The organism is Butyrivibrio sp. AD3002 (assembly GCF_000420905.1).
Taxonomy (GTDB): Bacteria; Bacillota; Clostridia; order Lachnospirales; family Lachnospiraceae; genus Butyrivibrio.
Window position 1 is genome coordinate 531,895 of the sequence record NZ_ATVV01000001.1, and the last position, 25,422, is coordinate 557,316.

Genomic DNA, 25,422 nt, shown 5'->3' on the forward strand with positions numbered 1-25,422 from the left:
GTTACTCTTTTTTCAATTCCAGGATAGCCTGATATGCAGCCTTCTGCTCAGCCGCTTTCTTGGTACGTCCTGACCCCTCTCCCAATTTTTTATCGCCCACGTAGACCGCAGACTCGAATATTTTATCATGCTCGGGCCCTTTTTCGCCACAAATTTCATAGCGAAGTTCCAAACCGTTGTCTCTCTGCACCATCTCCTGAAGCACAGACTTGCTGTCATAAAAAATCTGCTTCTCTTCGGGATTGTCCAGTATAAATTTCTCAATATGAGCTTTAGCAGCTTTAATTCCGCTGTCGAGATAAATAGCACCTATAATAGCTTCCATTACATCAGAAATAATGGATTCCCTGTATCTTCCGCCGGTAGCCTCTTCGCCCTTTCCGAGAATGAGGTATTTTTCAAGGTGAATACTGCTCGCACAATATGCAAGCGCAGGCTCACAGACCATAGATGCTCTCATCTTGGTCATCTCGCCCTCTTTCTTATCCGGGTATTTCTTATAAAGATAGTGACTGGAAACAAGTTCAAGTACAGCATCTCCGAGGAACTCAAGCCTCTCGTAATCTCCCCTTTTATTTATCTTCTGCTCGTTTGCATAGGAGCTGTGTGTAAGCGCCTGTAAAAGCAGATTACTATCCTTAAAATGATATCCGATACTCTCCTGTAATTCGTTAAGTTCATTCTCGCCTATCATAATATTCTCTCCTTAAACAAACAAAGTGATATGACGCAAAGCAAACATCGCGGGCTCTGCTCCATATCACCTGATTGTTGTTATTATAGTCTGTCAGCCTTCATTTCTGGCTTTTTTCAGAAGCTCAACCGCCTCGCCTACTGTTGTGATCTTCTCTGCAAGTTCTGCATCAATTTTCACATCAAACTCGTCCTCTATGCCCATGATGATCTGGAATACATCGAGTGAATCAGCTCCTAGATCGTCAGTGAAGGTTGAGTCCATAGTGATCTCATTTACATCAACATTAAGTACGCCGGCAATTACTTCCTTAAGCTTTTCGAATTCCATAACTTTTCCATCCTTTTTACATATTATTATGCGATAAAAAACGCATATCATATCTGTGTTCTAAAACTATAATACTATTCACGGTACCTTTACAAGTACTTTTTATACATCAGGTATCTGACAAAATAGATTCCTTGATTTTCTCGGCAATATTCTGCTCCTTAAAGGTTACGCACTGCAGAATGCTGTTCTTAACCTCAACAGCCTTGGCGCTTCCATGGGTCTTAACAACAAGTCCTGTAAGTCCAAGCATGGGCGCACCGCCGTACTGATTCATATCGTAATCCTTCAAAGCATCCTTCAGCGCCGGTTTAATAAGCAGTCCTCCGATCTTTGCTCTTAAGCTGCTCATCAGTCCCTTCTTTACCACCTTGAGGAGCGCAGTTGCAACGCCTTCATACATTTTAAGTATCACATTACCGGTAAAAGCCTCACATACTATTACATCAGCAACACCGTAGGGAATATCCCTTGCCTCAACAGAGCCGATGAAGTTGATGTCCGGGCAGTTCTTAAGAAGTGGGAAGGTCTCTTTAACAAGCGCATTGCCCTTCTCCTCCTCAGCACCGATATTTACGATTCCAACTCTGGGATTTTTAATCCCACAAACATTCTCCATGTATACCGAACCCATCTTTGCAAACTGTACAAGATGAGAAGGTCTGGCATCAACATTGGCACCGCAATCAATCAGAAGAGACACTCCGTTCTCTGTAGGAATAAGCGGTGCAAGAGGTGATCTCTCAACCCCCTTAATTCTTCCTATAATAACCTGACCACCGACAAGTGTCGCACCAGTACTTCCGGCAGAAACATATGCATCACACTCACCGTGTTTTACAAGGAACATAGCCTTAACTATAGAAGAATCCTTCTTAGTTCTTATTGCCATAACCGGAGGCTCAGCCATCTCAATGACTTCCTCTGCATTTACTATCTCGACTCTGCTCTCATCATAAGTATATTTAGAGAGTTCATCCTTAATTATCTGCTCTTTTCCCACAAAAAAAATCTTAAGTCTGTCAGATTCCTCAAGAGCATCCACGGCGCCCTTAATTATCTCTCCGGGTGCATTGTCGCCACCCATGGCATCCAGCGCCACTTTTACAAGCTCAGCCATAATTCCTCCTCTATATACCACGGTTTATATCTGACTAAATCTTGTCGGATGTCCGTTTTTGTACTGTCGTACAAAATACGCACGACAACAAAAAAGGCTCCGCATAAAAAATAAGTTTAAATAATCCATAAAAATTCTACTAAATAAATATAAAAAAAGCAACGAACCGAATTATAAAAAACTTTTACATATAGCAAAAGCCCGAGACCAAAATGATCTCGGGCCAAATATGCTTAAATAATTAAAATCAATCCTCGTTAACCACAACGCTCTTCTTGTTGTAGTAGCCACATTTCTTGCAAACCTTGTGAGGCTGCATAAGCGCGCCACAGTGGCTGCACTTAACCAGTGTGGGAGCAGTCATTTTCCAGTTTGCTCTTCTCTGGTCTCTGTGACCCTTGGAAGACTTATTCTTCGGGCAGATAGACATTCGGTAACACCTCCTTACAGCGTTCATATCATGAACCATAAATGGTCATTTAGCATTTTTCAACACACTCTTGGTATTATAAGCATATAATCCGCAGTTGTCAACGATAAATTTATAATGCATTTTCACCGGCTCTTTCATCTATTTATAAATATAAAAAAATATAAACGGAAATACATCCATTATAATTAGCAATTGGCGTTAAAAGTTTAGCAATTTTTTAGAATTATTTATAAATTATTCGTGTTATAATGAATTTCATAAAATAAAATTTTTCCTATGAGGAGGAGAACTAAATGAAGAAACTATTAAAGTATTTGTCTCTCGCAATGATGCTCTCATTGCTGCTGGTTCCTGCCGTTAAGGCAAAAGCCGCTTACAGCCAGCCTGTAAAGGTTGAATCCAGAACCGCAAATTCATTTACCGTATCCTGGCAAGCACCTGCTGCAGGAACTACCTATTATTACAAATTAGGTATTGGTACAAGCGTTGAGGATGCCACCACGAAACTGGCTGCAGTTACTCCAACTACTGTTGGAACGACCAATACATGCACCATCCCGAACCTTACACCCGGCACAAAATATACAATACTGGTTCAGGCTTCTACCGACAATGTAACATTCAACGATCATGCTACTGTTGTTGCAGTAACTCTCCCTGCCGTACCGAAGAATATAAGACAGGACTATTGGAGAGCTTCTGATGAAAAGACAGTCTTTTCATGGGATTGTGACGGAAATGCAGCCGGATTCCAGCTTATTCTTAACGACGGCGTTGATAAGGTAACGAAAGAAACAACAGAGAAAACATGTACTTATAACTGCGACGATGACGCAACAAAGCTTGATGTTACAATTCGTTCTTATGTTATAGATACTAATAACAGCAAAATTTTCAGTGAATGGTCAGAGACCTACAGATGCTTCGGTCAGCCGATGCTCAAGGAAAACGATGACGGATATGCTATTAGCGTAGTAGGCAGCAAGCTTAAGCTTGAATGGGAAAAAGAACCTCGTGCTAATGGTTATGAAATTTATATCGGCTCAAAGAGAAACGGCACTTACAAGAAGGTAAAGACAATAAACGGCAAGGACAAGACAAAGGCAACCTTGTCTAAAGACAATAAGAATAAGAAGTTCAAGAAGAACAAGGATTATTATGTTTATGTTCTTTCCTTCAGAAAAGATAATGGTAAGATTACAAGATCAAGTTCAACTTATCTGTATTTCTACCACAAGGGCGAAACATATATGACCCTGAAGAAATAACAAACACTGACAACTGAATATTGAATACATAATTTCAGGGGCTGTTTCAGATTTGAAACAGCCCCTTTATTTTTTGAATATTTAAGCTTTCACCATCGACTCTAGTATCTTCACATAAAGATCGTGGAAAGTCAGAATATTTTCTTTATCAAATATCTCTTCCACATACTCGAGTTCCGCATCAAAACCGCCATCACCATACTCATTCTCAAGAAGCTCCAGCTCTAGGCGTGCACTGGCTGCAGAATACGGATCCTCCAGTTCAATGAATTCCGGTCCCAGTTCATCGAGCTCATCCGCATTAATTCCAAGCTGCAAATTAACCTCCATGGGATCGGAATTAAATGCCGAATCAAAGCCCGTGAAATAGTCGTAGGAACAATGTGCTATACCCTCTCCGATCTGCCGTTTAACTTCAAAGAGAAGGTCTGACGGATTGTCATACTTTGAAACATCAACTCCCACAGGAAGATTCTTAATAAGAAGTCCTACGGCATGCTCCGATTCAGGAGACAATCTGTCATTATATATCCAGTTGCACATTACCTTATCTTCTTTTTCATGCTCAGACAAAGCTACAAGTGCGCTTGTAATAGCCATACACGAATGAGTAACTCCCCATTTCTCCTCTGCCTTTTTGACCTGCTCAGCATCAAAATCAAGACGCACCATTCTTCCGGCAGAAGAATTCTTATTGGACTTATGATCCGGTGTAACGATTATCTTAAAGCCCTCAGCATTCTTTCCGTACTGAGCCTCAAAATATTCCCTGTCAGCATCGTAGATTCCCTTTTCACGACCAAGTGCTGCATTCTCAAGAAGTGTAAAATAGAAATCTCTTTTAAGCTCCCTTCCATAATAAGCATCTGTCACATCCTGAAGGAGCACGCCAAGTGATCCTCCATCCATAAGCAGGTGATGAACATCCAGGAAGAAGTAGCTATGCTCACCGGTTCTGAATACTCTTGTTCTAAACAAACAGGATTTCAGGATTTTTCTAAAAGGAACGACAAGCGTCTTAGCAAGTTCGTCTATATCACTCTCCTCAATATCTTCCACAGTTACTCCCGGGAATATGGAAGGATCATATCTCTGCTGAAGCTCACAATCCTCATTGTACTCAAAAACAACACACAGCCCCGGATGATTCCTGATAGCCGTGTTAACAGCATCGCATAACTTATCGGCATCGATTTCTTTACCAAATCGAACCAGTATATGCATGTTGCTCCACATCGAAGAACCGGGATTATAGAGCTGATAATCAACCATCTTAATCTGCATTGAAGACAGACCATAGGTCTTTGTTCTCGCCTTGTCGTCAATTTCCACAGGGTCTCCCATCGAACTTCTGGAATTAACAACGAGAGCTATTTCCTTAGGAGTCTTCTTCTGGAAAATGTCAGCTGCGGTAAGTCCATCTATAGCAACCTCCGAAAGGACCGCCATCGCCTTTAATGAATCTCCGCCAAGTTCAAAGAAATCATCCGCTGTACCGATAGAGCCTGCCTCAAGCGACAGCGCCTTCTCAAAGGCCTCGCATAGCTTCTTCTCAACCTCATTCTCGGGAGCAACATATTCAGCCTGAAGCTCGGAAGCATCAGGAACAGGCAGAGCTTTTCTGTCAATCTTGCCGTTGACCGTAAGCGGCATCTCATCAACCCGCCTGAATACCTGCGGAACCATGTATTCCGGAAGTTTCCCCTTAATAAACTCCTTATATGAATCAATATCGGGTCCGTTTTCTTGGGGTGAACCTGTTGCTGCTTCGCATGAATAGTAGCCTGCCAGAAATTCTTTGCCGCCGGTCTTAATTACCCTGACAGCTGCTGCCTTAATTCCTGCAAATTCGGACATGACCTTCTCTATTTCATCAAGCTCGATTCTAAAGCCGCGAAGCTTGATCTGATTATCTATTCTTCCAAATATACGAACCTTACCATTGTCTGCCCAGGAGCAGAGATCACCGCTGTGGTAAGCCTTCTGCCCGTTATGCTCAAAAAATGCAGCCGCAGTCTTCTCGGGAAGATTCACATATCCGCGTCCAACCTGATCACCTGCAATAATAAGTTCTCCTCTAAGCCCTACTGGCAGCTCATTTCCGAATTTATCAAAGATATAGAAAGCTGTATTTGCTATAGGATTACCTATTGTTACATTTGCAGGATCATCAACGACATCTGCAGAGCATCCCATTGTGCACTCGGTAGGTCCGTAAACATTCAGTATTACACTATCATCGCGAAGACTTCTGAGGTTGTCGTACAAAGGAGCAGGAAATGCCTCAGCACCTATATCAAAGAAAGTCAGATTCTTAATTGCATCTCTGGATACCGGTATTCCAAGAAGGCTTGACAGATATGTAGGTGTACAGGTTATACCGTTTACACCGTTTTCATTAACCAGCTTTGCAAAAAGCTCAGGATCATGTATCTCATCCTCAGTGGCGATAACAACAGTATTCCCATTTGTCAGCGGAACGAACTGCTCAACCACGGAAACATCAAAGGAGAATGATGCCAATGCAAGGCATACCCTACCCTCATCTGCATAGTTCATTATTTCAACAGACTTCTCATTTCTGTGACAGTAATTAAATATATTGCCATGCTCTATCATTACACCCTTAGGTCTTCCCGTGGATCCTGAGGTATAAATGCAATAAGCAAGATCATGTCTATCCGACTTATAAGGAGCAAAGGTTCCTTTCTCCGTATCCTTGTTATTGGCATCAATTATTTCTTCGAGGGTTATCACCTTATATTCATTATCACAAAGCCCTTTCCTGGCTTCTTTTATTTCCGTGGAAGTAACGAGTATAGGAATCTCAGCATCCTTCATACAAAAATCAATTCTTTCATCAGGATATTCGGGTATAAACGGAACAAAAGCTCCACCTGCCTTTAATATTCCATTTTCAAGGGCATAGACATCAATCGACCTATCAAGAAGAACTCCCACAGGCACATCTTTTCCTACTCCAAGACCTGCCAAGAACCATCCGATACTATCCGATAAAGCATCCAGTTCTTTAAAAGTAAGTGATTTCCCATTACAAACAACCGCCTTTTTATCAGGTGTCTTCTTGGCATAGGCAGCAATCTGTTCATGTACAGGCACAAATTCCATAGGGAAAGCCGTCTCATTAAATCCGGAAACCTTCTCTTTTTCAGCCTCACTCATCATCACAATGTCGCCAATATTCTCACACTCCAGAAGACCGCCCGCAACAATAAACAAATGATCGGCAAAGGTCTTGATCCACTTCTCCGAGAACTTCTCATTTCTGTATTCGATTGTCATGTTATAAAGACCATCAGTTGAAAACAGCTGAATGGACATACAGCCGGTAACCATACCAGTATGATACTGTTCCATAAAATAGGAATTGCTCTTAAGGAGCTGCTCTCCTCCGGCCTTACCCATCTTGTCAGTGAAAAGGTCGCCCTGGAATATAAGCTCGACATCCTCGTTTACCGGACAGTTTTTCAGCACTTCATCGAAGGAGTAAATATCATTACTCATATTGGCAAAAACCTGCTTGCTTACACCTGTCAGGAATTCTTTTACAGTCTTATCCTGCGTAAGATCTCCATAGACAGGTATTCTCTTTATCAGAGTTCCTATAGTATTCTCCATCTCACTTAAGGATCTGCCGTTATAAACCATGGAGAAAGAAACCTGGTCGGAATACAGGTACTTTCCAAGAAGGATTGCCATAGCACCCATGAAAAAGGCACCTTCACTTATCTGATTTTCAGAGCAGAATTTCTTAACTGTCTCCGCTTTAAGAGTACCGGGTTCATATCTGTAGTTCAGGCTGACACCGGGAGTAAGCGGATTGTTAAGATCACCTGCAAGGGGATCAATGCCATCCATTTTGGCAAAGAGCTTCTTATAATAATCAGCAGCTTTGTCATGTGCTCCGCTCTCCATGAGCATCTGCTCATATAGTCCCGCCTGCTGAACAAGGAGTCCGTCCTTTTGAAGCGGAGTACCATGAAGAGCCCTGTTAAGATCGGATATCATAAGGCTAAAGGAGGTTGCATCAGATGCAATAAGATGTGTCCTGAGAATCAGATAGCAGCACTTTTCACTCTTATAAACAGCAAAATGAAACAGCAGATTATCAAGAACCTTCACTACAGGCATATAGCCCTTTAGGAAAGTCAGCCTGTCCTCATCTTTTCCTTCAAATACAGGAACATCCACCTCTGCATCAGGAACAAATTCAGAATAAGGAAGCTCATTTTCCCTGCATCTGATCATATACTTCATCGAAGGATGGGCATCAAAAAGCTGATGAACAGCTTCGATAATCCGTTTCTCATCTATCCCCGGCTCCGCCTCCATCATATACTGCATTGTATAGGTTTCTTTATTTCCTCCGGTGATTCCCTCAAGGTATATACCAAGCTGCGTTTTCGTAAGAGGATATTCATCCCTGTCAAGTTCCGGAATGCCGACCCTTTCTCCTGAATTTTCTATGAAGTCAGCAAGTTCACCGGGAGTGGGATGTTCATTCACATCGCCATATGAAACAGAATATCCCTCTTCGGATAACTTTGATAATAGTTTGGTTACACTAAGAGATGTTCCACCGTATTCGAAGAAATCCGCATTTGTCCCAAGGCCATCCGCTCCAAGAACTGCCTCATATAAGCTGCAAAGCTTTCCTTCAAGCTCTGTCTCGGGAGCCACATAATCGCTTCTATTAACCGTAATGGGCATCTCAAGGAGCTTAACACGATCGACCTTTTTGTTTGTGTTAAGCGGCATCGCATCAAGATAGACAAAAGCAGAGGGAACCATATAAACAGGAAGTTTAACCTTCAGAAAATCCGCAAGCGTCTTCTTTGAATACTCCTCTTTTGCAGTGTAGAAGGCAGCAAGGAAATCCTCTGCTCCGTTATTTCGCATCATAACCTTGCATTGTTTAATTCCATCAAACTCACGCAGAACGCTCTCTATTTCTCCAAGCTCAATTCTCTGTCCATGGAGCTTGACCATATCATCTTTTCTTCCGACAAGATGAAATTCACCTTCGCTATCCTCAAATGCAACATCCCCTGTCCTGTAGTATCTTTCGCCGTCTATCACTGTAAATGCAGACTCATTCTTCTCTTTATTTCCCTGATATCCGACAGTAACAGCAGGCGAAGCAACAAGAAGTTCACCGTTTTCATCCACCATCAGTCGATTGTCATCCTTGTCGCTTACTACATAAGTCGTGGTCATGGGCATAGGTTTTCCTATGCTTATCTTTCTATCATCAGCAGTAATGAGCTTAGATACGGAAAGTCCGTTTAATTCTGTTGCACCAAATCCGTCAATCACATGAATCCAGGGATTGATCTTAAAGACATCCTCAAGCACTCTCTCATCCATGACTTCTCCCGCAAAAAGCAGGATATCAAGAATTGCTATAGCAGGTTTAGTTCCTTTTATCTCAAGGAAGTTCTTAATAAAAGACGGCGTTGCAAAAACACTCTGCACCTCATATTCAAGCATCTTTGAGGCCAGAGCTTCCATATCTCTGTAATCTTCTTCAGGAATAAAAAGTATGCTTCCGCCGTTATAAAGTATTGCATAGTCTAAGAGTGACAATACGAACGAAATCTGAGTTACTGCCATTGTCAGCTTCTTGAAATTATAATATTCAAACAGAGGGTAATTCCCTGTCTCAGTGTTCACCATATACGCATCCGCATAGGCAGTGTTTCTGACACCCTTAGGCACTCCTGTGGATCCGGAAGTGTAGATAATATGAGTGAGCCTGTCTCCCTTTATAGCCGGAAGTTCCTTAGGCTCGCCCTCATAGGACAATATTTCTTCGACAAACATCACCTGAACACCGGCATCCTTAAGATCTGCTTTGCTCTCAAGGATTTCCTTTGTTGTTATTAGTACACCGGCACCGGCATTTTTCAGACAATATGCAATTCTCTCCACCGGATATTCATCTGTCATAGGAATATATGCAAATCCTGCGCGTACAATTCCAAGTTCCAGCGGAAATACATAAGATTTTCTGTCAAGAAGAAGTCCTATCGGAGTCCCCTCTTCCATCCCGGCACACTTTGAAAGAATCCCATAAGCTGCCTTATCCGATAACTCATCAAGATTTCTGTATGTAAGAATTCTGTCCTTAGCAATAATCGCTGTCTGATCAGGTATAATTTGTGCATTTTCTCTGATCTTATCAGGTATAAAAACTATTCCGGAACACTCTTTTGCCATTAGCAGCACCTCTCGATCTTTACATTTTTCTGACTCGTTACGTATTTCCCACCTGTTATATAGATATGTCTTTCCTATATCTTGTTTTATTTAGAATAACCACGATTACGATAGTAATAATTTCCGCCACAAGAGCCGTGTACCAAATCGAGTTTTTACCAAATAAATAAGGAAGCAGATAAACCAGTACTATCGGCATAAAGAAGCTTCTCGCAAAAGCAATAATCGCAGACGAAAGTCCATCCGATATTCCCGTAAAAAATGATGATGAAAACATATTTACTCCGGAAAGAAGAAACGCCGCTCCGCAAACTCTGAGCGCATAAGTGGACATGTCTGCAAGAACTGAATCATATCCCACAAATATCTGAGAAATCAGAGGGCTAAAGACTGTAGATATCGCCAGCATAATACTACCCCAGATTAGAGAAAGCTTTATTCCCTCATTGCGAAGCCTTGTAAGCTCATCATAGTTTTTCTCTCCAAATCTATAACCAAAGACAGGAATCATTGCTATACCAAAGCCCATAAATACTGCATAGAATATTCCGGTCACATATTCCGTCACGGCATATGCAGAAACTCCTCTTGTTGCAAGAAGAGTAATAAGTCGCTTATTGAAAATAATAGCAACAACGGCATAAGAAACAGCGTCAACCATCTCAGAAGATCCATTGCCCAAAGCCTGTCCGATATAGTTCACGTGGATCTTAAATGAAGTGAGGTGCAGGTTATGTTTTTTATCAACAAAATAACGAACTGCCACAACCAGGCTGACGCACCAGGCAATACCCGTTGCAACCGCAGCTCCGGTCAATCCAAATCCCAGAATCCCCACAAACAGAAAATCAAGTATTATATTAGTTACAGCATTCACCACAGAAACAATCAGTCCAAGCCTTCCCTCATCGGCAGTAACCAGATACTCCTGAAAGGCATAATTCATCATCTCCGCGGGCATAAAAGCTGCCAGTATCCTTCCGTATGCAGCACAGTACGGAACAAGTTCATCAGTTGCTCCTACTAATTTCGCAATCTGCGTCATGAACACAAATGCTATTGCCGATACCAAAGTACCAAAAACCAGAAGAAAAGCACTGAGCATAGACATTGTCTTTCTTGCTTCTTCGTCCTTTCCCTCTCCGAGCAAAGCTGCAATAATAGCGCTTCCGCCTGCTCCAACCACAAGTCCCAGGGACATTAAAAGCGCCAGAGGCGGAAATATCATATTTTCAGCAGCAAAAACTTCCTCACCGAGAAAATTGGAAATAAAGTAGCCATCTACAACCTGATAGGTATTATCGACAAGCTGCATTCCAATGCAGGGAAGTGAAAACAGAATCATTTTTTTCAATGTGAATTTATCGGAAATTTTTATGGTTTCTTTCATAATAATCATCCCGTTTTTAGAGTTGACTGTAACATATTAATTTTACAACATAAAGCTCTTTTATCCCCATAAATTTATCGTTTTTATGATAAATACTTTATTAAAATTTTATAAAATCAAAGTATTTTAATCATAAATGGCTCATAATATATCCATAGTCTCACATACTTTCGCAATAAAAATTGTCATATGTCAGGAGGATGAAAAATGGTTACAACAAAGAAGTTTCTTTCTACACTTTTCTCATGTGTTCTAGCACTATCATTTATTATTTCTGCCAATATAAAAGTTACAGCAGCTGAAAATGTCAACGTCCTTCCTTTTACCAGTCCGCTTAATTACGCAGACAGCAGCAACTGGCTATATGATGGTATCGGCGATGACAAACCTGTTGACGTCTTTATAGTTGCACCGTCAGTAGATGTTAAAAGTGAGATCAATTCGGCGATTACGCCCGGATATAAAAAGAGCTTCAGAAATGCCATGAATCAACAGCAGGCCCTCTATGCATATACCGCAAAACTGTATGCACCCTATTACAGACAGGCTGCGCTGAAAGCCTATGAATATGATCCGATAACCAGAGAGAAGATACTTGCCAATGCATATATAGATGTTTCGGCATCCTTCAAATATTATCTTGAGCACAAGAATAACGGCAGACCTATAATCCTTGCTGGCTTTTCACAGGGCGCAGATATGTGCTACAGACTTCTTCAGGAATATTATGGAGGAGATAGTGAAAGGGCAACATCTCTTAGAAATAACCTTGTGGCAGTATATGCAATCGGTTGGAATATGACAGAGGATATGGTACAGAAGTACCCTCAGATAAAGCCTGCCACAGGCGAGCTTGATACAGGCGTTGTAATAAGCTATGACTGTGAAGACGGGAATGTAACAGACAGCGTCATCACTCCAAAAGGAACAAGAGCCCTCTCCATCAATCCGTTAAACTGGAGAACAGACAGCAAAGTGGCAGATAAAAAACTCAATAAAGGCAGCGTTACGCAGGATTCTTCCGGTGCGATAACCTCCTGCACAGTTGGTGCCTATGGCGCATACATAGATCCCGAAAGAGGTACTTTGATCGTCACAGGAATTGACACCAATCAGTATCCTGCAGGATTATCCATATTCCCCACCGGCTCACTTCATCTTTATGATAATTTCCTGTTCTTTGTTAATCTTCAGGATAATATACAAAAAAGAACCACTGCCTTTCTCGAAAGATAGGGACTTACTCAAACGCATCCTTTAGTCCTTCTGCCACAAGATTTGCCGATATCATCAGAAGGACAAGAAGTATCATAGGCGGAATAAGTGTATATGGGTGGACCAGGCAATTATCAAAACCTTCGGAAATAAGTCTTCCAAGGGAGCAGCTTCCAACAGGAAGTCCAAGTCCCACAAAGCTGAGGAAAGTTTCAAAAAAGATTGCCGTTGGGATGGACACCATAAGTTCAGTTACCAGGGATTCAAAAATATTGGGAAGTATTTCCCTGAACAAAATAAAGAAATCTCCCGCCCCAAGTGTTCTGGCAGCGAGAATATATTCCCTGTCCTTAAGCTTAAATACCTGAGCTCTGGCAATAATACTCATCTCCATCCAGCCAGTCAGCATAATAGCTATGATAATAGAACTGATACCGGGCTTAAATACCAGCATCAAAAGCGTTACAACCACAAGGGTGGGAATACTGCTAAGCACGTCCACTATTTGTTGCATGATTAGATCTGTCTTTCCACCTATATACCCGGATATCATTCCGTAGTTCATACCGATAACCAGTGAAATCATGCCTGCTGCCAAGGCAATAAGAAGAGACACCTGCATTCCTTTGAAGCATCTCAAAAACAGATCCCTTCCCAGCTGATCGGTTCCAAATAAATAGGCCGTGTCATCTATGGAAAGCTCTTCATATTTATTAACTGTTCTCTCTCCAGTTGTATAAGGTATTCTCTCCGAGCCGTTTAAAATTCCGGGTATCTTAGGAGCTACAAAGCTTCGATCCGGATTCTGTGCATCTATCGCTTTTCCCGAAAGAGCAGGAATAAGTATACTGGCAAGAACAAGTATAGTTAGTGTAATAAGCCCAAACATTGCTGCCTTATTCCTCTTATATCTTCTGAGCGCAGTTTTAAACCTTCCTTCACCCGAGAAGGTAGTATCTATCTCCATATCATCAGTTCTGACCGCCACTTCAAAATCTTCCGCAGTAAAACCATCCTCATATTTTTCGATTGCCATAGTTCTACCCTTTCTTAATCAAGCTACTTTTAACCGGCTCTGTTATTACTTACCGGCACCTCCGGATACTCGTATTCTGGGATCTATAAGTCCATAAACCAGATCCAGAACAAGTCTTGCAACCACATATATAACCGCATAAACAAAACTCAGTGCTATTACCACGTTGTAGTCATTAGCTGTTATTGCGGTGGTAAGAAGCGCTCCAATTCCCGGTATGGAAAAAATTCTCTCTGTAACGAGAGATCCCGTAAGAAGTGAGACCAACAGCATTGCCATCACCGTTATTACAGGAATCATTGAATTACGAAGAACATACCCAAACAATATCTCTTTCTCCGAAATCCCCTGACTCCTTGCAAAGAGCACATAGTCTGACTTAAGAACCATAGTTGCTTCATCCCTTGTGAACTTCATAACAACTCCCATAACGCCTATTGAAAGTGCAATCACAGGCATAATGGAGGTTCTTACCGGAATTCTGAAATCATATAGAAGAGGCAAAGCTTTCCATCTAAATCCGACATAATAATTCAGTAATATAGCAAAAATATATGAGGGAACAGACACTCCAAGTATACTGATTATCATGCATATTACGTCCATGGCTTTTCCTCTGTTAAATGCTGCAAGAAAGCCAAGTGCAAGCCCCGCAATGCTTCCGATAAGCATTGCCGCACCTCCTACCTGCATGGAAACCGGTAGTCTTGTGCTGATAAGCGACGCAACAGGAGTATTAACCGAAATGCTGTAGCTATCACCAAAATCCCCATGAAGCATATTTATCATATATACTCCAAATCGGTATATGACAGGTTTATCCAGCCCATAAGCTTCATATAGCACCTGCTTTTGCTCTTCGCTTAGCTTCTCATCGTTAAACGGAGATCCGGGCATCAATTCCATAAGCATGAATAGTATAAAAATTATAAGGATAAGAGATAAAACTGATATCAATATTTTTTTGATAGTATATTTAACCATTTTTCTCTCCTTTACCTATTCTTAGAAACCCACGTCGGATCCAAAGTCGAGCCGTTAAAGTCAAACACCACATCCTTAACCCCGCCGGATATCAGCCATGCATTCCCTTTTGCATATATAGGAAAATAAAGACTCTCTTCCATCAGCAAATCCTCTGCTTCATGAAGCATTTCGAATCTGCGAGCAGGATCTGTTTCAATCACTGCATCATCTAAAAGCTTGTCATATTTTTCGCTTTTAAGGTCCGCATAATCATATTTCGACGTAGATATAAATAGTGACAAGAATGTATTGGGATCTGAATAATCGGCTCCCCACCCGGCTACATATAGATCATTTTCTTTTTTATCCAGGTCATCCCAATACTGTTTGGCAGGAATAACCTTTGCATCAATACTGAGCCCCGGAAGATTATTCTCCCACTCATTAATAATCATCTCTATCACAGTTTCATCATTGGGTCTGCATATCAGCGAAAGCTCAAGTGTTTTAGCGTTTATTTCATCAAGTCCCTGCTGCCAGTATTCCAGCGCTTTCTCCTTATCATAGGCACATACATCGCTATATTCACCCGGCTCTTTCACATAGTCATTTCCGTTGGTATCAAGACTGAAGTTTTCGGGAACAAACCTTTCCAGCGGTGCAGTTCCTCTCTTTGTTATATTTCTTACAATACTTTCCCGGTTAATTGACTTTATAAGTGCACGCCTTATATTTTTATTTTTGAGTGCGCTGTTATGAGCCGGAACCGTACCCATATAAAATATGCTTCCTGAAGCATTCTCTGTAACGTTCTCGTCATCTTCTGCCAGCTCCTGTATAGAACCTGAAAGATTTATAACATCCAGTGCACCACTCTCATAGCACATCATCGCCTGCTGGCCGCTTTGTACATATCTTATTGAAATACCAGAAAGCTTTACTGCCTCAGAATCGTAATAATAGGGGTTCTTACTGTAATGAACCTGGGTATCAAATGGTTCATAGCGATCTATGTAGAATGGCCCGCTTCCTAAAATATATTCGGCCTTTGTGGCATAAAGGCTCCCGCATTTTTCAACAAAAGATCTGCTGCAGGGTGCACTACATGAAGTTGCAAGAGTGCTGATAAAATATGGGCATGGTCTTTCCAATTCTATCACCAGCGTCCTGTCATCAGGTGCAGAGACCCCAAGTTCCGACAAAGGTAGCTGTTCCTCATTAACTGCCTGTATATTCTTCACCTCGCAAATATCATGAAAGACAAAAATTGCGCTGCTTCCTGATAACGGATCTGCAATTCTTTGAAAAGCATAAACAAAATCCTCCGCTGTTATCGGTGTTCCGTCACTGTACTTTATATCGTCCCTCAGCTTTATCGTGTAGATAAGCCCATCTTCAGATGCTTCATAACCTGCTGCCAGATCCTCTTTAATTTCACCGTTTACATCTTTGAAAAGTGTTGAGATCATTGGCCTTAGGTAATCAGTGGAAGCTGAATCAAAAGCCATCTGCGCGTCCATCGTAATAGGCAAATTTGCAAATCCGATATTGAGTTCTTTCTCCGCATCTATGTCCGCACTTTCATTTGCACCCGAACAGGCCGTAGCACAGAAAACTATCAGAGCAACTGTCAGCAACGCAATATATCTTTTGCTTACATACCTACTCATATCGATAACCCCCATTTCTCAAATTCACTGTCCGTGCACCATACTTTATGTTTTTTGTTGCCATTTACGTCATGCCAAAATCCATTTTCATAGAGAATACCGGAGGTCTCATAGTCATAATGCTCATCCTTCTTAAACTGAACAATTGGATTTGGAATTGGATTGGCGGCAAGGAGATTGCGTGTATAGGGATGCGCAGGATTTTTGAAAATCTCCTCTTCCTCTCCGGTCTCGAGAAGATAGCCGCGGTGAAGAACGCCTATCCTCTGGCACAAATACCTTACCATTGACAGGTCATGGGAAATGAAAAGAAATGCAGTACCGGTTTCCCTGCATATTCGCGATATCATATTTACAATCTGGGCCTGGACAGATGCATCCAAAGCAGCTATGCATTCATCGGCCACAATAAGCTTCGGCTTCATAATAAGGGCTCTTGCTATTCCAACTCTTTGCCTTTGTCCACCGGAAAACTGTCCGGGATATCTCTCTGCTTGTTCTTTTGACAAACCTACAGTTTCAAGAACTTCACTTATCATGCCATCCCGCTCTTCCATGGAAGAATACAGTTTATGGATATCCAGTCCGGCACCAACTATATCCTTAATCTTTTTCTTAGGATTAAGTGATGACATAGGATCCTGAAATATCATCTGGATTTCAGGACATATGGAACGAAGCTCCTTGCCCTCAAAATATATTTTTCCGGATGTTGACCTGTTAAGTCCAATGACGCACTTACCTATCGTGGATTTTCCGGAACCAGATTCCCCGACAAGTCCGTATATCTCGCCTTTGTTTATTAAAAAGCTCACTTTATTTACAGCGGTAAAAGAATTCCTGCCATTTCCAAATCTCATAATCAGGTCTTCGACTTTAAGAAGTGGCTCACTCGCCCTTGTATCACTCATTGACATACGCAGCTGCCTCCATCCTCATTCTCTGAATTCTCTCTTCAAGCTCCTTTGGACGACTTACAGGTTTCGCCCTTTCATCGAGCAGCCAGGTTGCTGCGTAATGACTGTTTGATATCTTAAATAAAGGTGCTTCCTTTTTGAAATCAATATTCAGTGCATATGGGTTTCTTTTTGCAAAAGCATCCCCTACGGGTTCCTTTGTAAGAACCGGAGGTGTTCCCGGTATTGAATATAATTCCGTGTGACTGTCACCTACATCCGGTATTGCTGAGAGTAATCCCCAGGTATACGGATGTCTCGGATCGTAGAAAATGTCAACTATAGTCCCGCACTCTATAATCCTTCCGGCATACATGACATTTACGTAGTCTGATGTCTTTGCTACCACTCCAAGATCATGGGTTATATATATTACTGACAGTTCTCTTTTTTGCTGAAGACTTATGATCAGATCGAGTATCTTGTCCTGTATCGTCACATCCAGCGCAGTAGTCGGCTCATCACAAATAAGAATCTCGGGATCTGATGACAAAGCCATTGCTATGACTATCCTTTGCCTCATTCCACCTGAGAATTCATGAGGATACTGCTTCAGTCTTCTTTCAGGTTCGGTTATACCAACTTCCCTAAGCAGGGTGACAGATTTTTCAAAGACTTCATCCTTTGAAAGCTTTGCATGAGCAAGAATTGCCGCTTTAAGCTGACCACCGATTGTCATAGTGGGATTCAGGGAAGTCATAGGATCCTGAAATATCATAGCGATCCTTTTTCCGACGATATTTGTCCTTAGATAAGATGGTGATTGTTTTAGAATATCTATCTCTTTCTCACCATCCTTTAGGATAATACTTCCCTTATTGATAATGGAACCTTCAGGCAAGATACCCATTACAGCTTTCATGGTGATCGACTTGCCTGAACCCGATTCACCAACGAGTGCAACCGTTTCACCTTTTCGAAGGATAAGATCAAGCCCTCTTATGGCATGTATTTTTTCCTTCCCCATAGATATACTTATATCTAGATTACTTATCTTCAAAACTTCCTGCGCTCTGTCAATCATTCTTCATTCCCTCATATTCATCTGCCTTATTTGTTCAGCACGTTCAATTACCTTCTCTGTCCACTCTTCATCCTGTCCTTTTACCTGATAAGCGGTATAACCATATTGCCTTCCCAAGGTACAAACAATATTTTCATCATCAATATGCAGTGAAATCCTATATCTGCTTGGGAGCTTCTGAGGAAGGGTGGTCCCGTTATCTCTCTGGACTTCTCGTAAATGCCTGTCTGCATTAACAATACCGTCAAACTTTACGCCATAATGCTTAAATAATTTGCTAATGTATTTCTCAGTTCGAAATGATGATGTATATACCCATACTTCGTATCCCATTTCCTGAAGCTTATTTATAAGTTCGGGCGTACCAAGTCGTAGTCTCTCTTTATATATTTTGTTAAACGGAAATTTTAATTCAGGTTCGGTTTTGACGAAATCCGGATTTACAAAAAGCACTTCATCCAGATCAAACGAGACCCTCATTTTTGCTTCACTTTTATCCGGCATCTCCTTATTCTTCCCCTTTAGTGTCAAATCCTTCAACTATGTTCATCACCATAGCTGACCACTCATTACTCTCTTTTGCCTGTCTGAATTTTTAAGCATTTTTCTTATATCATCTTCCTGTGTAAGGTTTACAATTTCTACAGGCACATTCTGTAGACCCGCATTTCTTGCAGCTGCCCACCTATGATGCCCATTAAGGATAAGATAACCGTCCGGACTCACTTTTTCGACAACAATCGGTTCTGAAAATGGCATTAGCTCCTTTCTAAGGTTATCTCTGATCTTTTTTCATATTCAGAAATAATCCTGAAGCTCGGCCCAATACTTTCTGAGCAAAACTCATCATCGGGATTGGGATGAAGGCTTGAACACGGTAGCTCTGTTATCAATAATCTTTCCCATCTGCCAGCTTTAATAGGGAAATAAACTCCCTTGTATTTTTTTATCTCACTTTTTATAAATTCCTTGAATTGATAATTTGTTTCCGCCATAAATAGTCCTTTTCCGGATACTTGATCATGCAAATATTCCGATAATTATCCATGATACATTTCACTATCCTTCATTAATTCTACTATTTTTGACTTCATAAAAATCTTAAATAAGCATAAATACCCCCGTAAATATGCATAAAAACTCCCGGCATGTTTTATCATGCCGGGAGCTCAAAAGATAATTCTTATTCCGCTTTTTTTCGTTGTTCGTTTGTAAAAGATTATCAATTACTTACAAAGTTCATTTGTATCTCTTGCAATTGCAAGTTCCTCGTTTGTGGGAACAACAAGTACCTTAACCTTAGAATCAGATGTAGATACTTCTTTCTCTTTTCCATGAACTTCGTTGGCATCCTTGTCTATCTTTACTCCAAGGAAACCAAGTCTCTCACAAATGATATTTCTGACAAGAGGTCCGTTCTCACCGACACCTGCTGTGAAACAGATGCAATCCACGCCGTCCATAGCTGCTGCATATGAACCGATATACTTTGCTACTCTATAGCAGAAGGTGTTGATTGCACGAATACATCCCTTATCTCCATTGTTGTAACCATCCTCAAGATCTCTGAAGTCTGAGGAAACATCACCTGAAAGACCATAAACACCGGACTTCTTATTGAGGATATTCTCTGCATCGGATACGTCGCAGCCCTCTTTTTTCATAATAAATTCAACAACAGAAGGATCGATATCGCCGCTTCGCGTTCCCATGATAAGTCCTTCAAGAGGGGTAAGTCCCATTGAAGTGTCCACACACTTACCATTCTTAACTGCTGATACGGATGCGCCGTTACCGAGATGGCAAACGATGGTCTTAAGCTCACTGTAATCCTTGCCAAGCATTTCTGCTGCTCTCTTACTTACATATGAATGGCTTGTTCCGTGGAAACCATATCTGCGGATCTTGTACTTTTCGTAAAGTCCATAAGGAATTCCGTAGAGATAAGCCTCCTCGGGCATTGTCTGATGAAAAGCTGTATCAAATACGGCTACCATAGGAACACCGGGCATAGCCTTCTGACATGCTCTTATACCTATAAGATTTGCAGGATTGTGAAGAGGAGCCAGGTCAGAAACCTCTTCGATAGCTCTGATAACTTCCTCATCGATAACAACTGACTTGGTAAACTTCTCGCCGCCATGCACAATTCTGTGACCTACCGCACCTATCTCATCAAGTGATGCGATAACTCCTGTATCCTTATTTGTAAGTGCAGCTATTACAAGCTCAATAGCTTTGTTATGGTCCGGTATAGCAGTATCATTTGTAATCTTATCGCCATCACCGGGAGTAAATACAATCCTTCCGTCGATGCCGATTCTCTCACAAATGCCCTTTCCGAGTACCTGCTCTGTCTCTGAATCAATAAGCTGGAATTTAAGTGATGAACTTCCGCAATTGATAACCAGTATTTTCATTATTAAACCTCCATGATAATATATTTTTTATGAAGACTGTCGGAATCATTGCTGAATTTAATCCGTTTCACAAGGGACACGAATACCTGCTTCGGACTCTGAAAGAAGAGACCGGAGCTGATTATGCTGTAATTGTCATGAGTGGCGATTACACTCAGCGTGGTGCTCCAGCAATCCTCGATAAATATACAAGAACAAAAATGGCTCTCATGTCCGGAGCCGACCTTGTATTTGAATTGCCTATATATTATAGCACATCCAGCGCAGAATTTTTTGCCGGCGGAGCTGTTTCTGTTTTAAATAATCTTGGATGCATAGACTACCTTGGCTTCGGTTCTGAGTCAGCAGATCTTGATTCCATGAAAAAAGTGGCCCGCGTTCTTGCCGATGAGTCTGAAGAACTCAGCATACGTATAAAAGACAATCTGAAAGCAGGCATGAACTACGCTGCCGCAAGATCAAATGCTTTATCAGTTTCCGCATCTGCCGATGGGACCGATAATATAAATTTATCCCTTATCTCTACTCCCAATGACATTCTTGGAACCGAGTATATTAAGGCTCTTTTTCTGCAAAACAGCTCTATCAAACCCTATGCCATAAAAAGAGTCGGTGCATCCTATGATGATATGGGTATAAGTCCGGATGCAGAATATTTCTCATCAGCAAAAGCGATCAGAAACATTCTCGAAAACTGTGACCTCTCCTCAGAAGAATTCTCAGGAGCGCTTTCACAGTTTCCATCAGACATCAAAAATTATTTAGAAAGTTCTTACCCGGACGGAAATTTAAAAATTATTTCCGCCGATATTTTTTCCGAGCTTCTTCATTACAAGCTTATAAGCGAAAAAGACTACGGTTTTGAGAAATATCTTGATGTAAGTCCTGATCTCTCTGATAAGATAACCGGAAAAATTCCAGAGTACACCTCTTTTTCAGATTTTACGGCACTTCTTAAATCAAAGGATCTTACCTATACCAGGATAAGCAGGGCTCTTTTGCATATTCTTCTTGGAATGACCACAGAAAAAATGTCTTTGTATTCACCCGATCGAAGCGCATTTACTTCCTATGCCCGCGTTCTTGGCTTTAGAAAAAGCGCCTCTCCTTTGCTGAAAAAAATACAGGAATGCTCCCGCATTCCTGTTATTTCCACGCTCTCTGATGCCTATAAGACACTTGATGAAAACGCCTATAGCTTGCTTAGTGAGACTATAGCCGCATCAAACATTTATGATCTTGTAAGAGGCATATCACCCATCAATGAGTATGCCAAAACGCCTGTTATTCAACCTTCTTGTACTGATAAGCATAGGGACTGAATCTCTGTACATAATCACTTCCAAGCAGTTCCTTCTCATCCACCTCGAACTCCAAAGCAGCATTTGATGACAAGTCACCTTTTTCCTGCGCTTCTTTTATCTTTTTAACATACTGTATATCATAACCAATTACTTTTGCCAGATATAATAAGCCGCCAAGTTCCTGGACATCATATTCTTCATAGGCAATCCTTGCCTTTTCTTCCAATTTCTCCTGGACTTTTGTTCTTGGCGATTTTTTTAGAACTTCAACAGCCATCAGGAAATATGTCTCATCAACATCTTCAAGGCATCTAAAAAGGAAATCCATTTCATCATATTTTGCCTGTTTCCCGATCACGCTAATAAGTCTGATTCCGTTACATACGCTAAACTCATTCTGATACTTCTCAAAATCCGTATAATAAGAAAGACTTCCCTCTCCTTTTCCAATAGCCCTTACCACTCTGGCGATTTCAGCATCCGTAAGAACTCTCTCGAAGAAATCATCTCCGATTTTTCCGTCCTTATTACTGCTGCCGGCAATAGCTTTTTCCCACTGATAACGAACCATTCCCCAATCTGCCCTTGAAAGGTCTTTGCGAGGTCTGTCAAGAGCAGCCTCAAATCTAACTTCAGCTTTGCCGGGCATTGATTTATAATAGAAACCTCTGTCTTCGAAGAATTCCTCAATACCGGTACTTGCACTGCGAAGTTTGCATCTTATAGGAAGCTTTATTATTGTTCCGTCAATAGCATATATTTCATTCTTTGTCTTATTGTATCCGCAGATCAGGTCTATAGGATAATACGCACCGAAAATACATACCCACTTATCATCTTCACTGACACGAATTATTCCAGACTTCTTCCCATTCGGGCGAATAAACGGATGAAATGAATGTTTTGATAGTATGTGTTTTATCTGATATTCCCTATACATAGAGCTAAAATGAGGCATCGTTCCATAGCCGCTCACCACACTGTAATCATTCTCATCATTAACTTTTTCGTCATTACCTTTATCGTCATAGCAAACCTCACCGGATTCTTTTTCTTTTTTGTCAGCAATGAGAAAAAACCATAGTGTAAACATCGGAATCAAAAAGCATATTGATATTATTTCAACCTCTACACTATTTGTAATTTTACCTAAAAAAAGCCCAAGAATGTAAGAAGCTATACCTGCAAATGCTTCAATCCCAAATATTCTTGTTATAATCTGAACACCTATCTTAAGCCTTTCCTCATTGTTTGCGTGCTCAGCCTGTTTTAATAATTTGTCGAACATTAAAAATACTCCATTCCACATATACAGGTTCAAATTACCTGTATAGCATACAGTCCCCACGAACGAAGATTATATCAGAAAAAGAACATAATAAAAAGAGCTGCCAAAACAGCTCTTCTTACTCAAAGTCATAGTTTATAGTAACAATTCATCCCGCTGTAATCTGATCCGGGAATATCTCCGATGGCATCGGCTTAGCAAAGTAGAATCCCTGGATCATCTCGCAGCGAAGCTTTCTGATATAATCATATTGCTCCTGGGTTTCCACACCTTCAACAACGATCTGAAGGCCGAGTCTTTTAGCCATCTGAACAACCGATTCAAGAACAATAAGTCCTTTCTCACTGTTCTCAATATTCCTAAGAAAATACATATCTATCTTCACAATATCAAGGGGCATATCCTTAAACATATTGAGGTTAGAGTATCCGCTTCCAAAGTCATCCATCATGACGATGAATCCGTTTTCCCGCAGCTTCGTGAGCATGGTAATAATACTGTCGATATTATCATTGAATGCACTCTCAGTAAGCTCTATCTTAATCAGTTTATGATCGAGTCTGTATTTATCAACCGTAGCGATAATCTCTTCCACAATCCCATGGTGATCCACATCAACTCTTGAAAAGTTAACCGAAACCGGAACCACATCAACTCCCTGGTTGATCCACTCCCTCAAAATTCTGCATACTTCATCAAGAACATATAAATCCAATTCCGTTATGAATCCGTTTTTCTCCAGTATCGGAATAAAATCTGCAGGATTGATCATCTGGTTTTTTGAATCAATCCATCTTACAAGAGCTTCCGCACTAACTCTTTCTCTGGTCATAGTGTCGCATACAGGCTGAAGATATACCTTAAACTCTCTGTCCTGAATAGCTCCCCTTACCCTCTGCTCCACAGATTTTCTATGCTCGTCCTCTCTCCTGATATCATCATCATAGAACGCAACATTGGTCTTAAAATTACCGGAAACCCATTTCAAAGCATATCCCGCATGATCAAGCATCTTGTTGATATCGGTATCGTCCTCTTCAAGTCTGTAAACGCCGGCATAGAAAGATACAGCATAATCAAGGCCGGTAAGAGGGTTTCTTATTGACTCAGACAAATCCGCTTTTGCCATTGTACTGATTGATAATTCTTCATCAGTAAGAACAGCAAAAGTATCTCCGCCTATTCTGCCGCATACCGCTTTATGCTTTGCATTTTCAACGCATCTTTGTATGTTATCAGCAAGGAGCATCAGCACCCTGTCCCCGTTCTCAAGTCCTGTGCGCTCATTAAGCTCCTGCATGTGATAAACCTGAACTTTGACCATTGCATATCCATCCATTTTTTGCTTATGCATAAGTTCATCACAGGATCGAATAAATCCGGCTCTGTTGTTTAGCCCTGTAAGCTCATCAACCGTAACGTCCACAAAGCAAAAAACAACAATTGTCATGGCAACAGCAAGTGCAATGACAAGTCCTGTAAGTGACTGTTCAGGAAGGAATGTCTGATAAATCAGATTAAAAACAGTAATAATAAAAACCGTAATAAGAAGCCTTTTCCTTATGCGTCCAAGGTATCTGGAATGCCTTACAGCACAGACACCGACTGAGCTTGAACATACAAGATAATATATAGATGTCAGCCATGCTCCGGGTCCATGCTCATAAACCATAGTATTTCTATCCATGGCAAAAAAGAGATCAAAGAAAATATTACCAAACGTAGCCAGCCCTATCATCAGCGCAAGTCCGCCGTCCATGAACAGTCTGTTTATCTTTTCTCCGCACAATTCATAAAAATACTTTGTAGCACAATAAGGAATAAGGAACAGAACACAAAAATATGCCAGCAAAAGAATATATGTAACATAATAGGTCCGGGGATTTGCTATCTTAAGAAGAATAACTGTGGCAGAATCCAGAACATTATAGGCAATGGCGCACAAAATAAGAAGCTTTAGACTAAAACTAAAGTTCTTCATAAGCTTAGGACGAATCCATGCACATATTAAGCTTGTCATTAGTACCATTATACCGGCGACATCAAACTGATATGTAAACTGCATAAA

Annotated in this window: 20 protein-coding genes; 3 read left to right on the top strand and 17 right to left on the bottom strand. The window is 41.0% G+C overall.

What is annotated here, in order from left to right:
• Position 1: 1 nt before the first annotated feature.
• From rnc to rpmF, 4 genes are all read right to left on the bottom strand, one after another.
• Positions 2 to 694, bottom strand: a complete 693-nt coding sequence (gene rnc / locus G596_RS0102315) for a ribonuclease III (protein WP_022760222.1) — start codon at positions 692 to 694, stop codon at positions 2 to 4.
• A gap of 93 nt (positions 695 to 787) precedes the next feature.
• The gene (gene acpP, locus G596_RS0102320; RefSeq protein ID WP_022760223.1) at positions 788 to 1,024 is read right to left on the bottom strand and encodes an acyl carrier protein; all 237 of its coding nucleotides are present in this window, start codon (positions 1,022 to 1,024) and stop codon (positions 788 to 790) included.
• Between the two features lie 109 nt (positions 1,025 to 1,133).
• Complete coding sequence (gene plsX / locus G596_RS0102325; RefSeq protein WP_022760224.1) at positions 1,134 to 2,144, bottom strand: phosphate acyltransferase PlsX; 1,011 nt, start codon at positions 2,142 to 2,144, stop codon at positions 1,134 to 1,136.
• A gap of 247 nt (positions 2,145 to 2,391) precedes the next feature.
• Positions 2,392 to 2,574 (bottom strand): 50S ribosomal protein L32, encoded by a 183-nt coding sequence (rpmF, locus tag G596_RS0102330; protein WP_022760225.1) that lies wholly within the window; start codon positions 2,572 to 2,574, stop codon positions 2,392 to 2,394.
• A 296-nt stretch (positions 2,575 to 2,870) separates the two neighbouring features.
• Between rpmF and G596_RS0102335 the strand changes: the two genes are divergently transcribed.
• A complete protein-coding gene (locus G596_RS0102335; protein ID WP_022760226.1) occupies positions 2,871 to 3,845 on the top strand; it encodes a fibronectin type III domain-containing protein in 975 nt (324 codons plus the stop codon).
• 81 nt (positions 3,846 to 3,926) lie between these two features.
• Here G596_RS0102335 and G596_RS0102340 read toward each other — a convergent pair whose 3' ends face one another.
• Together G596_RS0102340 and G596_RS0102345 are read right to left on the bottom strand one after the other, a co-directional pair.
• Positions 3,927 to 10,085, bottom strand: coding sequence for a non-ribosomal peptide synthetase (locus tag G596_RS0102340; protein WP_022760227.1), 6,159 nt, complete (start codon positions 10,083 to 10,085; stop codon positions 3,927 to 3,929).
• 55 nt (positions 10,086 to 10,140) lie between these two features.
• Positions 10,141 to 11,475, bottom strand: coding sequence for an MATE family efflux transporter (locus G596_RS0102345; protein WP_022760228.1), 1,335 nt, complete (start codon positions 11,473 to 11,475; stop codon positions 10,141 to 10,143).
• A 207-nt stretch (positions 11,476 to 11,682) separates the two neighbouring features.
• Here G596_RS0102345 and G596_RS20590 point away from each other — a divergent pair, with 207 nt between their 5' ends.
• On the top strand, positions 11,683 to 12,711 hold the full coding sequence (locus tag G596_RS20590; RefSeq protein ID WP_022760229.1) for a DUF3089 domain-containing protein: 1,029 nt from the start codon (positions 11,683 to 11,685) through the stop codon (positions 12,709 to 12,711).
• A gap of 4 nt (positions 12,712 to 12,715) precedes the next feature.
• Here G596_RS20590 and G596_RS0102355 read toward each other — a convergent pair whose 3' ends face one another.
• From G596_RS0102355 to G596_RS0102395, 9 genes are all read right to left on the bottom strand, one after another.
• Positions 12,716 to 13,726, bottom strand: coding sequence for an ABC transporter permease (locus G596_RS0102355; RefSeq protein WP_044927601.1), 1,011 nt, complete (start codon positions 13,724 to 13,726; stop codon positions 12,716 to 12,718).
• Positions 13,727 to 13,771: 45 nt separating this feature from the next.
• Complete coding sequence (locus tag G596_RS0102360; RefSeq protein ID WP_022760230.1) at positions 13,772 to 14,710, bottom strand: ABC transporter permease; 939 nt, start codon at positions 14,708 to 14,710, stop codon at positions 13,772 to 13,774.
• A gap of 11 nt (positions 14,711 to 14,721) precedes the next feature.
• On the bottom strand, positions 14,722 to 16,362 hold the full coding sequence (locus G596_RS0102365; RefSeq protein WP_022760231.1) for a peptide ABC transporter substrate-binding protein: 1,641 nt from the start codon (positions 16,360 to 16,362) through the stop codon (positions 14,722 to 14,724).
• Complete coding sequence (locus tag G596_RS0102370) at positions 16,359 to 17,279, bottom strand: ABC transporter ATP-binding protein (protein ID WP_022760232.1); 921 nt, start codon at positions 17,277 to 17,279, stop codon at positions 16,359 to 16,361. The genes G596_RS0102365 and G596_RS0102370 overlap by 4 nt, the downstream gene beginning before the upstream one ends.
• Entirely contained in the window at positions 17,266 to 18,342 is a 1,077-nt protein-coding gene (locus tag G596_RS0102375; RefSeq protein WP_022760233.1) for an ABC transporter ATP-binding protein, read from the bottom strand. Before G596_RS0102375 ends, G596_RS0102370 begins: the two co-directional genes overlap by 14 nt.
• 3 nt (positions 18,343 to 18,345) lie before the next feature.
• Positions 18,346 to 18,846, bottom strand: coding sequence for a hypothetical protein (locus tag G596_RS0102380; RefSeq protein ID WP_022760234.1), 501 nt, complete (start codon positions 18,844 to 18,846; stop codon positions 18,346 to 18,348).
• 45 nt (positions 18,847 to 18,891) lie between these two features.
• A complete protein-coding gene (locus tag G596_RS0102385) occupies positions 18,892 to 19,101 on the bottom strand; it encodes a ParB/RepB/Spo0J family partition protein (RefSeq protein WP_022760235.1) in 210 nt (69 codons plus the stop codon).
• Positions 19,101 to 19,337 carry a hypothetical protein gene (locus G596_RS0102390; RefSeq protein WP_022760236.1) on the bottom strand — a complete coding sequence of 79 codons (237 nt, stop codon included), beginning with the start codon at positions 19,335 to 19,337 and terminating at the stop codon, positions 19,101 to 19,103. Before G596_RS0102390 ends, G596_RS0102385 begins: the two co-directional genes overlap by 1 nt.
• Positions 19,338 to 19,568: 231 nt before the next feature.
• The gene (locus G596_RS0102395) at positions 19,569 to 20,762 is read right to left on the bottom strand and encodes an acetate/propionate family kinase (protein WP_022760237.1); all 1,194 of its coding nucleotides are present in this window, start codon (positions 20,760 to 20,762) and stop codon (positions 19,569 to 19,571) included.
• A 29-nt stretch (positions 20,763 to 20,791) separates the two neighbouring features.
• On the opposite strand from G596_RS0102395, the gene G596_RS0102400 reads away from it, so the two are divergent.
• Positions 20,792 to 22,084, top strand: coding sequence for a tRNA(Met) cytidine acetate ligase (locus tag G596_RS0102400; RefSeq protein ID WP_022760238.1), 1,293 nt, complete (start codon positions 20,792 to 20,794; stop codon positions 22,082 to 22,084).
• On the opposite strand, the gene G596_RS0102405 is transcribed toward G596_RS0102400, so the two are convergent.
• Complete coding sequence (locus tag G596_RS0102405; protein WP_022760239.1) at positions 22,047 to 23,354, bottom strand: hypothetical protein; 1,308 nt, start codon at positions 23,352 to 23,354, stop codon at positions 22,047 to 22,049. The two genes, G596_RS0102400 and G596_RS0102405, sit on opposite strands and share 38 nt — an antisense overlap.
• Positions 23,355 to 23,502: 148 nt before the next feature.
• Positions 23,503 to 25,419: a GGDEF domain-containing protein gene (locus G596_RS0102410; RefSeq protein WP_022760240.1), complete on the bottom strand. Its 1,917-nt coding sequence runs from the start codon at positions 25,417 to 25,419 to the stop codon at positions 23,503 to 23,505.
• Between the last annotated feature and the right edge of the window lie 3 nt (positions 25,420 to 25,422).